Genomic DNA, 13,835 nt, shown 5'->3' on the forward strand with positions numbered 1-13,835 from the left:
TACCCAGTGAGGGACCGAGGATCAGGACCGGGGCGTCTTCTGGTCCGTCAAAGCGGTATTGCAGAGTTTCGACGTTCTTTTGACTCACCCGCCCACGCTCCCATATCTCACATTCTCGTCGTGAGCGGGGGCAGAACCGCTGGCCAATCCTCCCCACGTGTCCGCCGCCGGGCGCAAATCCTCCACATCGGGCTTCACATACCAGCGGTGCGTCGTCTCCACCTTGGTGTGCCCCGCCCACAGACTCGCCGCAGAGCGTTCTCATGCATGACCTTGTACGCCCGTTCCCGCAGCTGCCGTCCGTTGAGCGCCCCGCCGAGTTCGTCCACAGCGACGTACCCGCTGGCTTCGTACCGCTCCCCGGCCGCCCGCCTCTCAGACATCTGCACGGCAACGAATCGCGTCAGTGCCCCTCTGACCAGATCGGGCAAAGGGAGCTCCCGCTCCCCGGCAAGTGACTTCGTGTCCTTCTCCACCACAATCTTGTTCCCCATCAGCGTCCGGGTGTTGGCGATGGTCAGCATGGCCCGTTCCAGGTCGACGTCGGCCCAGCGCATGCCGCAGATCTCCGCCGGCCTGAGACCCATCAGCGACAAGAGGAACGGGGCGCAGAGCCGGTCGTCCTCGATTGCTCCCACGAAGGCATGGACCTCGTCGACATTCCACGGCGGCACCAGCGCCCTGGTCCTGCGCTCCGCCTTGCGTACCTTCCGAGGGATCGTCACTTCCTGGGCGACGTTCACCTCGACCAACCGCCGCTTCACCGCTCGGTTGAGTGCCTCCTGCAGCCGCGCCAGGGACATCTCGACCGATATCACGCTCAGGCCCGTGCCCACCTTGCCACCGCGGGTCCGCCCTCCCCGAAGCGCCCACTGCATCCACGCCTCGATGTGGTCCTCGGTGAGTTCTTGAAGCCGGATCTGCCCGAGCTGCCCCCTGACACGGTCCAGGGTCAGCGTGTAGCTGTATACGGTGCTCTCTTCCAGGTCTTCCGACTTCCAGGCGAGCCACTGATCGAGCCACTCGTTCACCGTGACCTCATGGGCCGGCACCAACGCCGCGTCATAGCGACGGTTCGTGATACGCGCGTACTCGGCCTTCGCCTCGCGCAGCGTGCCGAAGGCCCGAGTCACCTGCTTGCGCTTCCCCGTGACGGGGTCGGCCCCCACATCGACCACGAACCGGTACCGGACCTCCCCCTTCGCATTCGGCGGGCTTCTTAATCGGAACGGTGGTGCACACACTCCACGCCTGAGGCGCCGCTGCGTGTCAGCAACGGCGCCGCGGCCATCAGGGCTGTTCCCACCGCTACGCATGGCCAGATGCAAAGCAGCACCGAACACTTCAAGGGTCTGCACGATCCCCGGTTTCGGTAACCGGGGACCACCTGCTATGTATCGCCCAGCACAACGACAACCCGCCCCTCACTCCCTGCTTCCGCCTCAGACAGGAGGCCAGGGTCGAAGGGCGAGGATCACACGGACCGCGGAGGCCACCGCCGCGGCAAGAGAGGTATCTCGTGAATAGAGGCGGCCGAAGTGGCCGCCGGGCAGTGGCGGGTCCTTGGGCAGTTACGCCTGGGCCGCAACCGTGACGCCCTCCGTTACACCGATGTCGATGCAGTCAAGCACTCTCTTCTGCTGGGCGGCCGTCACCACGACCCCCCAGCGCCGCTGATCGTTGGTGTCGACAGCTCAATGCATGCGACCGCGGACTGCTCCTTCGGCGAGGCAGAACCGCCAGAACGGCTAGCCGGGCGTGGATCCGTCCCGCCCCAGAATGAAGTCGCTGCCCACAGTCTGCCTTCTCGGAGGATGTACGCGTGTATGGCGGAGAGCAACAAACAGGCACGCGGTTCAATGCGCAACTGGAAGAATCGGTAGTGAGTTCACGGCGTGGCCGCCTTGCTCTTCGTTTGCGCGGTGCGGCTGGGACGCCGGGGCCGCGGCGTTGGATCGTGCGGGGTGTCTTTGGTCCAGAACGGAACGTGCTGTTGGCCCTCCACCGCTTCGCGGTGCGCCTTCAGTACGGCGTCAAAATCGACAGCCCACACAGAAAACCTCGGTCCCCACGAAACCAACCAGGTCGTGGGGACCGACGTCACACAGGGTACCGAGTAGGCCAACAGCGTCGCTAGCGGACGGCCCTTGCCCGCGTGCCGCCGAAGAGCTGATCCACCTTGAAGCTGCTAATACGGCGGCAGGTCTGTCTCCAGTTCGCGGTCCGCGCGCCTTCCGCTTACTTCACCCAAGGTCCACTGCACGCACTCAGGTCTAATTCCTGTGCGCACGCGGCAGAACTCATGGACGGCGGCTTCAATTTCTTCTATAGGTAGCGTGCTGCGCGGATCGAACCAGTACGGTTCGCCCGGGTTGGACACGACTTCCGTGTCGAAATCGGGCGGGTTTGGGTTATCCGAGACCCAGATATTGTCAAGGACTTCATCCGTTTCCGGTCCCGGATATCCCGAATTCACGAACCAAATGAGCCCACCGTAGCCACTGTCCCTGTTCAGGGATACCACGAGGAAATTGTTTGGCATATCGGCATCGCTCACGTGCCGGCGATCCGACCATGAGAACCAGGCGATGGTGCCCGGGTGCCAGTGTTCGCCCCGCTTGTTCCAGCCCTGCAAAGAACCGAGGACTTCGGCAACTACGGTGGATACTTCTGTGTCCGTCTCGGCAAACCACCGGCGGTCGTTGCAAGTAACGTTAAGAATCATCGTGACTCGCATGTTACGCCAGGAGGTCATAACCCGTCAATCATGCTGGCGGGCCGGTGCCACGCAATACGCTGCTAGCCATTCCGCTTCCGCTGGGATACCACACGGTCATGGTCCAATCCTTTGGCAGAATGGCTTGCACGGATTGGTAGCAGTTGTAGCTGTCACTGCAGACGCCGTTTGGATTATTGATGACTACTACAGAATGCTGCTCCTTGAGCTCATTCCTGATTTTCCAGGCATATTTTGTCTCCACGTGCGAGACTGACGGGTGAGGGCCTTTACCCGTACGTCCCGGCATCGGGACACCTCGGTCTATCAGGAAATCGTTGATCGCCTTATTGGTGGCCGCATCCCCGGAAATCATCTCGTCGGACAGGGCTTTGCCGTCCTGATCGAAGAGTTGTCCGGTGGTCTTATTGCCGGTCTTCTTCGTTCGATCCCATTTGCTGGCGATCTTCTCCATGTAGTCCCGCGCCCATGCCGGGCAGTTGGAATTATGGACAAGGATCGGAGTTTCGCCGGCCAGGACGTAGAAGGTATGGAGTCTGTCGACCGTCAGGTTGTAAGTACGGCTGTGCTTGGCGTACCCGCGGTTGCCCTTTACGGTAACCGTGGTTCCGTCGTCGGACAGTAGCTTCATCCCGGGCTTGAGTTGCCCTGCCGGGACCCAGTCTCCCTTGGTCGGGGACCAGAATGGGTGTTCGTGCGTTGCGGTGAGGGTTTGCGTACCGCCGCCGGTCGCGATGGAAAGTTCGTTGAACTTCTTGTCGTCGTCCGTGACGATGCGGCTGGTGACTTCCTCGGCCGTAGTTTCCCCTGTTTCAGGGTCAGTCGCGAGGACCTTGTCGCCGAGTTCTATGTCCTCGATCTTTTGCGTGGAGCCGTCGGCCATTTCGACCTCGGTGCCGGCCAGGAAGCATTTGCAGGCACTCTTTACGGCGCCGCGCAGGGCGCGCTTTGCCAGAGCCTTGGCTGAGCCGAAAATTCCTGCGACAGCCGACACGGCATCTGCGGCGTCCCTGGTGTCTTCGTAGGCTTGGGAGTCAGTGTCGACTCCCTTAGATTCAACCAGCTCCTCGTAGTGCCCGCTCACGCCGCAATCCGCACCGAACCAGCACCAAGGCTCGGTCATGTATTCGATTGCGTCTGCTGTCTCCGCAATGAAGCCGCCTATTCCGGCGACGGCGTCTTTCCAATCGCCTTGCGCGCGTGGGTCTTCAGGCTCGACAGAGCAGGAAGGGGTCCATGCCTTGTCTGCAATAACGGGGTTGCAGTAATGTCCGGAACTCGTGGAGCTGTAACTGGCGCTGCCCATAGTGGACATGCCACCGCTTCCAGTACCGGAACCGGAGCTCGTGACAGCATGCACCACACCGACCACGACGGTGACGATGGCGATGATCGTCGCGATCAAAGACCCGAAAAACTTTCCGCTGGGGTCAGCGAAGGTGACCGGATTGTTGTTGCTGTAGGCGTAGCCGTTGATTTGCTGAGGGTCTTTCAGGTCTGCGACAGGATCAACGCTGGCAAACCTTCCGGTTGCGGGGTCATAGTCGCGAACCCCCAGATGGGTGAGACCGGTGGGGTCTTCAGTTCCGCCGATGAAGCCCTTGTCCCCGCGCCAACTAGCGGGCGTGCTGCCGCGAACCTCTCCGAAGGGTTGGGTGTGACGGCGAGTGAGCGCCTGGGTGGACGCGTCCACTTGGAGGCTTGCAGTGCCATTGCGGTCTGTGCACAGCCAAGTCAGTGAGCTTGGTGTACGCATGGCGATGATCTGCCCCGCGTGGTTGTAGTAGCGGGTAGCTTCCACCTTGCCGCTGGCCTTGTCCAGGCGCAGTTCGGTTTCGCCCAGATAGAGGGTGGTGCCGGTGGAGTCGCGCCGGATGAGCCGGTTGCCGTCAGCGTCGTTCAGGAAAGTGGTGGTGCCGCCGCTGGCTTCGGTGACCTTGGTCAGGGCCCCTTCGACATCCCAGTCGAGGGACTGGGTGGTGCCGTTGAGAGTGCGGGTCTTGGTGGCCCCGTTCTCCCAATAGGTGTAGCTGTCGGTGGTCTTGGATCCGCTGGCGAAGTCGGTCACCGTGTTTGCCAGGGCGTGCGGCCGAGTCTGATCAGCCGTCTTGTATGTGTAGTTGGTGGTAGCGGCGCCTCCGCTGGCGAGATGATTCGTGGCGGTTTTCCGGTTGCCGGCGGAGTCGTAGCTGAAGCTCTGCCAGTACGGGGCGCGTCCCCCGACGTTGCCGGTGGTGGGGGTGGTAGCGCAGTCGCCGGAGGCGGTCCAGGCAGCTTTCAGGCGTCGGTGACCGTCGTAGGTGAAGCACTGCTTGTCGCCAGGGCTGGTGGACCGGTCGTCGACCTCGATGGGGTTGCCGGCGAGGTCGTACCGGTAATAGAGGTCGGCGTCGGTGCCGGTGTGGGTTTCGGAGACGACGGTCTGGCGGGCCAGGCGCTTGGTGCCGTCTTCATAGGAGTAGTTGACCTCGGTCCAGTCAGCGGTGGAGGAAACCCCCAGGGTGGTGCGGATCAGCTCGCCGGCCGGAAGGTAGTCGGTGTTCTGCACGAGGCCGGTCAGCCCCTGCAGGGTCTCCGGCAACCTGGTGGAGGTGTACCCGTAGGTAAGGACTTCGGTACCGAGGCCGCCCATGGCCGGGATGGTGCGCTTTTGCAGCGTGCCGTCGAGGTTGTAGGCGTTATTGATGGCGTAGACGCCGGTTCCGGCCAGTGCCCCTTCTTTGGTGCTGATCGTGTACTGCTCTTTCAGCACCCGGTAGAGCTTGTCGTACGTGGCGTTGGTCTTGGCGTAGACATCTCCGCTCTTGCCGCCGACGTAGCGGATGGCAGAGGTGAGTCGCCCCTTGGCGACGGTGTCGTAGGACCACCGGGAGAGGATCTTGGCGTCGTCCGGGCTTGGGACCCCGTTGACGACGGGCACCTTTCCGTCGACCAGGGCGGTTTGTCTGCCGAGCGTGTCGTAGGTGTAGCCGCGGGTGCGCTGGCGGGCGTCGGTGGCCGAAACGACCTGGTCGAGTTCGTTGTACTCGGTGCTGGACTTGCCGGCATCAGGATCGTTGGTGCTGGTCTGCCTGCCGAGGAAGTCATAGCCGTAGGACCAGGTGTTGCCGTCGTCGTCCTTGACGGTTTTGAGGCGGTCTGCGTGGTCGTAGGTGTAGGTGAACTTGGAGTAGGTGGCGGTGGCGCTGTTGCCCTCGTACTCGCGCTTTTCGACCAGGCGGCCTCGGGTGTCGACCTGCTCGCGGATGGCAGAGGCGCCGGCGGGCGGCTCGACCGTGGTGGCATTGCCGTCGTAGCTGGTGGTGGTCCGGGAGTGTTCCTTGCCGTTGACCAGATTCACCTGAACGGTCGGGCGGCCCGCGCCGTCGAAGGTGGTGGTGGATCCGGCGGGTGCAGCCGTGGTCGGCTTGGCAAGCGCGCCGCTGGGAGCGGTGCTGTCGATGAAGTCGGCGGCTGTTTCCACGGCCAGGCCGCGCGTGTCGTACTTCGTCTCGGAGATGACGCGGCCGGTGCCGGTGGCGGCTGGCTTTTGAGTCTGCCGCGGGCGCAGCAGTGCGTCGTAGATGGCGTACTCGGTCTGGTAGGTGGTGCCGTCGTTGTTGAGGGACTTGGTGGCTACCCAAGAGGCGCCGGTGGCCTGCACCTTGTATTCGAACTTGCGGCTGGGAGATTGGTCCGCGGCTCGATCGCGATCGGCCAGCCATACGTCGGTGAGGCGGCCCAGTGCGTCGTACGCGAGTTCGGTGCGGTTGTTGTTGGCGTCCGTTATGGAGGTGTTGAGGTTCCAGTCGGTTGCGTAGTCGGTGGTGACAGTGTGGCCCGCTGCGTTGGTTTCGACCGTCTGAGCGAGGGGGCCGCTGTCAGCCGGGATGTAGTCGATGTGCTTCGTTCGGGTGCCCTTGGCGTTCCAGCTGTCGGTCGGGCGTCCCAGGGAGTCGAACGCCGCGGTGGTGACCGTTGTGTATTGGCCTGTTCCGTCAGTGGCGTAGCCGGTGAGGCGCTCAGCTCGTGTGATGTCGCCCTTGGTCGGCTCTGCTCCATACGCCTGGCTGTCGTAGGAGCTGCGTACGTCTGAGATGAGGTCGGTGGTCTCCGGATCATTGCTGCGGTTGGGTGTCGCGCTGCAGCCGGTGGAAACGGTCTCGATGCGCTTGGGGTAGGCCAGCAGCCATTTGCTTGTGTTTGTGGCATACCAGGTGCGGGTGCATTCTTGCTGGCCGCCCGCGTCGGTCTCCACTGTCAGCGGCTGACCGCTGGTTGTGTCGTACGTGGTGGTGCTGCTGGAGGTGATCTCGCTGCCGCTGTTTTGGCGTGTGCGCTTTACCTCGGTTCCGGTGCGCACCAGATAACCGGTGACCGTGCCGTACGAATGGGTGTCGCTGGAGGTCTTGTGGGACCAGGGGGTGGTGACGGTGGCTGAGACTTCTGAGCCCGAGGTGCCGTTGTACGTGATCTCCTCACGCAGCATGCCGGCGTACTGCTCAGAGTCGGTCTTGTCCACACCCTTGGAGTCGGTGATCGCTTCGCTGCGGGTGGTGCCGTTGGACTGCTTGTCGCCGTCCATGCCGCGGTAGTACAGCGCGGTGGTCTTGGAGCGGATGCCGGCCGCTTCGCCGGTGGTGGTGGTGACCTTGTTGTAGCCGCGCCAGATGCCCCACGTGCGGTACTTTGCCGGCGTGATGGGGGACTCGTCGTCGTAGGCCCAAGCGCCGCCAATGTCCTCGCTGTAGGTGTAGTTGGTCTCCTTCAGCGGCGCGCCGCCATACGGGTCCGATTCGGTGACCTGCTTGACGACGTACTTGTGGAAGAAGTCGGTGCGGGGCTGCGGGTCTTCTCCGGGGGTGGGGCTGGTGGGAGGAACCCACTTCACCGGGTAGCAGCGCTTAGTGTTCTTGTCGAGTGCCGTGGGAAGGTTGGTGTCTGCCACGCACTCGGGAGCGGAGTAGTTCACGGTCAGCACCGAGCCGGTCTCGGACTTGACTGTACGGATCCGCCATTTGATGTACGGCACGACGCTGTCGCCGGTCTTGTCGACGCGGTTGTGCAGCTGAATGCCGGAGAACGTGACCGCCGGAAGCGTGATGGGGCTGGTGCCGGACTTTCCGGTGTGCTGGATGCTCTCCAGCCACAGCCCGGGGGCGGAGCCGTCGCCCGGATCGGGGAACGAGTGTGTCAGGTGCCAGGTGTTGACATCGCGGTAGTCGGTGTCGGCTCCGGTGCCGGTGCCCTTGTAGACCTGGGTGGTGACGTCGGTGAGCCGCTTGCGGCTGAAGAACGAGGGCGCGTTGCGGTCGGTGCAGACGGTGTTGGCGGCGCAGATTTGATCGAACGGCACATCCGGCCAGGCCGCCTTGTTCGTGTCCGTCAGGGAAGCACAGGTTTCTCCGCCGGAGACGGGGATGCACCGCTCGGCGACGCCGAACTTCACGCGGGCTGCGGCGGGCTTGCTGAAGACGGAGTCGGAGCGCTGGCCGTAGTCGATGCGGTTCAGGTAGCCACTGCGGGTGTAAGAGGTGCCGTTGCCGGTGGAGGCGTTCTTGGCGTAGTAGTTGCCCTCTTTGGTGTACCAGTAGCTGGTGACGTTGCCGTGCGGGTCGACAACGTAGTCGAGGTTCCAGCGCCACGCCTGGTTCTTGGCCCGGCCGGCGAAGTCGGAGCCACTGGAGTACCCAGGTTCGCCGGAGTCGTCGCCGAAGACCGGCGCGACCCAGGTGGAGTTGGTGACGGGGTCGTCGGCTGCGGTGCCGTTGTCGGACCAACCGGGCAGACGGTTCTTCCCAAATACATACTGGGTACCGTCGGTGGTGGTGATGGTCCAGTACTCGCCCTTGTCGCTGTCGTCACCGTCGTCGCTGTTGACCGCGCCGGTGCCACGCGTGACCTTTTCGCCGTCATCGCTCTTGAGGTGCCAGCCGTTGGCATCCTTGATCAGCGGGCTGGACTTTCCATTGAGGACGACGGAAGCGTTGTCTTCCTTCCAGCAGAGGTCGGCCTTGCCATCCTGACCGTCGTCGTCACACGATGCATAGCTGCGCTCGATGTACGACGTGGGCAGGTTGAAGCCCTCACCGACCCATGACGGCTGCGCGGAGCTCGACGACGTGCGCCCGTCGACGCTCTGCGCGGAGTAGCCCACCGTCACCTGGGGAGCCTTGCCGGCTGCCGCAGGCACCACGTCCATCGGGTAGGACCAGGTGAAATCGCCGTTGGAGCCGCCGCCCGCCCAGCTGGACGACAGGGACAGCGAGGTTGCCTGGTAACTGCCCTGGTCGGAGGACGCGGCCGCGGCCAGGGCTACCACCATGGTGGTAGCGGCACCACTGACGCCCTTGGGGGTGGTGACCTGCGTAGTGATGGTGTCGCTTTGGGTGTCGTTGCTGGTCGGCAGCACCGCAGTGGTGCGGCATTCCCGTTTGTGAGGTGTGGTCAGCGCGCACACGGGCAGCTGGATGGCGCGCAGTCGTGATGCCCAGGCACCGCCGTAGGCGTTCGCGAAGCGGCTGTAGTCAATACGGATGGACATGCTCGAAGCGTTGGTGTCGCCATCCGCGCGCTGCACTGAGAGCACCAAGCCCTCGACGCCGAGCTTCTTGGTGAGCTTGCGGTCCAGGACCCTGACCTTGGCCCGGTCGGGGGCCTTGAGCAGCTTGGCCGTTGTCGCCTTGGCCTTGCTCTTCGGCTTGACCGGGGCGGTGAGGGTCACGGGCAGGCCGCTAGCCTTTGCACCCTTTCCGGCTTCGGTAGGAAGTTCAACGGTCACGGAGCCGGGTGTGGGCCACACAGGCTTAGTTGTGGCGGCTCTGCGTGTCCTGGCGGCTGCCGACACGGTCGGATCATTGATCTTATTGACCTTGGCCAGGAAGGCCGTGGCCTTGCCGTACTGCGGTTTGGGCAGCTTTGTATGGCTGCGGCTGACGTCGTCGGCTGGTGCCGCGCCGAGCAGCGTGGCCGTCACGGCAGCAACCACAGGCAGGCTGACCGCCGCCAGTCGGCGTCGTCCCGCCCGGTGCCACGACCATGAGGGCAGCACGAATCTGCGCCTTGTCACAGTGGGTTCCTTCGGTCTCGAAACGAGGCAGCGTGCCGGGTCGGACTGCCCGGCACACCGCGGGAATCGTGGCTGCGCCTCAGAGGATGCGCAGCGGTACAGGTTCAGCCAATGTCGATGGGCGGTTCGTCGACAATGGACAGCTGGGTGATCTCCTCCTCGGAGAGCACGCCGGCGTACACGCGCATGTCGTCGAGCTGTCCCGGAAGGGCGTTGCCCCATGCGCCGGTGTCGTGCCGTCGGGAGCCGCCGACCATGAGCGGGCCGGTGGGCTGGTAGACGTCGGCGACGTAGGCGCCGTTCTCGTCGCCCTGGCGTTCGCCGGTGACGTAGAGCTTGGCCGACTGCGTGACGGAGTCGTACACGCCGACCACGTGGATCCAGTTACCGGGCGGGTTGACCTCATCGGAAACAGTGGTGGCCGCTGGGCCGTTGAGGACGTCGGTGGCATAGACACCGAAGTTCCAGTCGCCCACCGTCTCTCCAGCCTCCTGCCGGTACCACAGGCGGAATGCGTTGCGCTGGTTGCCCGGGTGGGAGAAGACGGTGGGTGAATGGGCGACGGTGGTGTCCTCAAGCTTCAACTGCGCGAGATTGGCCCATCCGGCCACGGTGAAGCTGCCGCTGTCGTCCAGTGCCACCGCAGAAGTGGCACGGCCAAGGACGGCTTCGTTCAGTTCGAGGACATTGCCGTGTCCGGCGTCGTCGGTGGCTTTGAAGGCCGCACCGGTCTGGAGCAGCAGCTGATTCGCCCGGCCTGAGGCGTCAGCACCGGTGGTGCCGGAGGTCTCGTCCATGTTCCAGTGGGCGAGCAGCTCCGCCTGGGTCTTGCCGGTCGCGGGGTCTTCCAGGTTGGCCAGGGCTGCCAGCTCGTCGGGATAGACAACGCGCTTGTACGCCTGAACCTGGTCGATCTGGCCGGTGAAGTAACTGGAGGGGCCACCGCCGCCCTTGAACCGGCCGACCTCAAATGGGCCGGTGCTCGCCCAGGGCGTGGTGAAGGCCGTCTCCTGCTGCAGCTCACCGTTCACGTACAGGCGGAGCTGCTGGTTCTGACGGTCGAAGACACCCAGCAGATGAGTCCAAGCACCAACCACACCGGGCTTGGTGGAGATGGCCCGGACGATGGTGGGGCTTGCGGTGTCGGAGTCGGCGGCGTACCGGTTGAACACCCACCGGTCGAGGGACTCGGAGTAGTACAGCTGGAAGGCGCCTACCTTCGAGCCGTTCTGGTTGGCAACTGTACTGATCTTGTCGCGGGTGCCCAGGTTGGCCCAGGCAGAGACGGAGAAGCTGCCTGCGGTGTCCACGACAGATCCACTGGTGGCGGCGTAGCTGCTGGTGCCGTTGGTTTTAAGGCCCTTGCCTTGGCGTGCGTAGTTCGTCCAGGTGGCGTCGGTGAGTGTCAGGGGGTTGGCGGTGCCCTGCGCGTTGGCAACGGTGGTGCCGTTGCCCTCGTCGAACTTCCACACACCCGCCGCCGCCGCCGGTTTGGCCACGTTGAACAGGTAGTCGCGGGTCTCGCCCGGATTGCCCGCAGCGTCGAAGGTCTGCACGCGCAGGGTGTTGGTCAGCCGCTTGTCCGGGGTCACCGACACCTTGTGGGTGGCAGTGTTCGCGCTGTAGGTCTTGTCCTCGATCTTTACGCCATTGAGCCAAGTCACATAACGCCGAACATCAGCAGCTCCAGCGGCGATGGTGAACGTACCCGTCATGCCGACGCTGCCGGTCTCCGGCGACGTGGCGCAGGTGGTGCCGGCGCACTGCGGATACACGTTGTTGTCGGAGGTGATGTCGGGCTTCGGCGGGCCGGTGTTGTCGACCTTGAAGTAGCAGGACGCCGTTGACCACGGGCTGTACAGGTAACCGGTGGTTCCGTTGTAGGTGTACTTGTACTCGGTACGGGCCCGGAAGTGATAGGTGGTGCCGGACGTCAGGGTGGCCGTTGGGACCGTTCCTGCAGTTCCGCTTGCGGTGTAGGCGGAGGGCTTCAGCGAGGTCGGTGTGGTGCTGCTCCCTGTGTACAGTTCGAAGTTCGGTCGCAGCACGGCGTTGGAACCGTCCGCGGAGGTCGGGGTGGCCGTCAACCGCGGAGTAGTGTCACGGATGATCGCCGGGCTGGACGAAGACGAACATGACACGTTCGGATCTGACATCTTCACCGTCGATGGAGCGCTCGTCGGCGGCGTTACATAGGTGATCGACAGGATCGGCTTGCGCTCGGAAGTGGTCGCTGAATCCTTGGGCGACATGAACTGCTTCCAGGCGATCGGATCACCCTCGTCGGCCCGCAGCCCCAGCGTAGTTGTCGTCGACTTCGCCTTGGCGGTGTAGGCCACCGCGGACGTGGCGTCGAACTCAACGATTGCGTCCTTGCAGTCGCTGGAGAACCCGTTGGCCGCGGAAACAGTGTCCACCTTCGCCGACCATGAGGGCGCACCCCACTTAGTCGAGGAGTTGATGGGGCTCGTGCGCCACAACTCAACGTTCTTCTTGGTGCAGTTCGCGGACCAGATCTCGTAGGCCGAGAACTGCGCGTGCAGAATCTTCTTGCCGGACACCGCGCGGGTGTCGAACTGGAAGAGAGAGCGGGCCTTCTTGTTGTCGACGAACGCGTCGTAACCGACACCAAGAGCGTGGCTGGTGTTCCAGAAGGACGTGTCCAGCTCGCTCGACCAGACCGTGGTCCAGCCGGCCAGCTTCGCCTTGACAGTGGGCGGATCGATTACGACGGGGTACGTCGTCTCGGGGTCCTGCAAGAACTCCTGATCGGGAACGATCTGCAGCTTTTCATTGTCAGCTGAGACGTCGGCAACCGACGTGCGGGCCTGGCTGCCGGGCGTGAGCGCATCGACAGGATCAACCTCGGCGGTAACCTCCGAGTCGCTCCGCCCCAGCATCGTGTGCGTGCTGTCCGAGGTGCCGGCGTCCCACATCAGCGGGGCACTACTGATGAAGACCGGCTGTCCGCCGGCGTCCACGTAGGAAACCGCGTTGGCGTTGGTACGGGCCTGCAGGCCGTCGACCTTGACGGGGTAACTGATGGACTCCAAGGCGGGGTTGGCGGCGGCCTGCGGGGTGTGGACCACGAGGTTCTGCGAGAAGCCGTCCGCTGTCACCTGCACCACCAAGTCAACGTCCGGCAGGACAGACTTGTAGACGGCGTGCGAACCATCCAGCTCGGGCGTAGGAAGATCCCACGGCGAGAAGACCTGATAGGCGTGCTGCTTCTCTGTGAACTGGACCAGCGGCGCCGCGCCCCCGCCCGAAAGCACCAAGTTCTGAGCGGCCTTGGGCTCCACCGTACCGTTCGCCTGCCGCACCAGTGTGGTGTCCACAGCTACCCAGCGACCGTCTCTGCGCACCCGCTCGGGCGCCGAAGAAGTCTCCATCGTGAAGGTGCCGTCAGGGTTGGCGAAGACCTGTCCCGTCTCTGTTGTCAGCGCTTCGACCTCCGCGCGCTGACCGCTCGCCACCGCCTTCTGCGAAGCCTCTTGCTCCGCGGTCTTCGGGGGCAAGCCCTCGTCTTCCCAAAACGCCTTGCCGCGCGCCGCATCGTCCGCGGGGACCGAAGAAGTACCCTCGCGTCCTTCGGCGTTGCCGCCTTCGTCAGCGACCGCAGGCTGCAACAGCCCACCCAGCGCAACAGACGACGCGGTCAGCCCGACGATGCCAACGGCAAGGCACCGTCTCAGCCCGCGTCTCCCCCGAATGTTCAAAATTTCCCCCCGCCAACAATCAAAAATCTTCAAGAGCAGGGAGGAAATCTAAAGATCACACCAAGCGCGCGTCCAGATATCGACATTCGGACATCAATAGACAAATTGACATTAATGCGCCGGCGGCGGCATGTGAGTAACGCCACAGAAGCTGCACAGATAATCCTCAGACGGCGGTGTTCCAGAAGTCACTGAACCGTGCACGGACCAATGGAGGCCGTGACCCACATGTCGAGTTCGACGAACCATCGCTGGCAGCACCAGGACCGCAGCAAGCCCGACGCGTCCTTGATCGAAGTACCGGCAGCAACGAGGGTCGCGATTCGAATGG

The 13,835-nt window shown here is 63.7% G+C and carries 4 protein-coding genes; all 4 read right to left on the reverse strand.

What is annotated here, in order from left to right; genetic code table 11:
- Nucleotides 1–194: 194 nt before the first annotated feature.
- The 4 genes from D1369_RS07450 to D1369_RS07465 all read right to left on the reverse strand — a co-directional run bounded on the left by D1369_RS07450 (nt 195) and on the right by D1369_RS07465 (nt 13,537).
- A complete protein-coding gene (locus D1369_RS07450; RefSeq protein WP_007385770.1) occupies nt 195–1,178 on the reverse strand; it encodes a site-specific integrase in 984 nt (327 codons plus the stop codon).
- A gap of 1,010 nt (nt 1,179–2,188) precedes the next feature.
- Complete coding sequence (locus tag D1369_RS07455) at nt 2,189–2,725, reverse strand: Imm1 family immunity protein (protein ID WP_007385769.1); 537 nt, start codon at nt 2,723–2,725, stop codon at nt 2,189–2,191.
- A 40-nt stretch (nt 2,726–2,765) separates the two neighbouring features.
- Nucleotides 2,766–9,692, reverse strand: coding sequence for a polymorphic toxin-type HINT domain-containing protein (locus D1369_RS07460; protein WP_240436056.1), 6,927 nt, complete (start codon nt 9,690–9,692; stop codon nt 2,766–2,768).
- Between the two features lie 197 nt (nt 9,693–9,889).
- Nucleotides 9,890–13,537 (reverse strand): LamG-like jellyroll fold domain-containing protein, encoded by a 3,648-nt coding sequence (locus tag D1369_RS07465; RefSeq protein ID WP_237557690.1) that lies wholly within the window; start codon nt 13,535–13,537, stop codon nt 9,890–9,892.
- Between the last annotated feature and the right edge of the window lie 298 nt (nt 13,538–13,835).

Source organism: Streptomyces sp. CC0208, from assembly GCF_003443735.1.
Taxonomy (GTDB): domain Bacteria; phylum Actinomycetota; class Actinomycetes; order Streptomycetales; family Streptomycetaceae; genus Streptomyces; species Streptomyces sviceus.

What these genes read in the sequence shown, in the direction of transcription:
- D1369_RS07455 (WP_007385769.1), bottom strand. Translation starts at nt 2,725, where the DNA reads ATGATTCTTAACGTTACTTGCAACGACCGCCGGTGGTTTGCCGAGACG.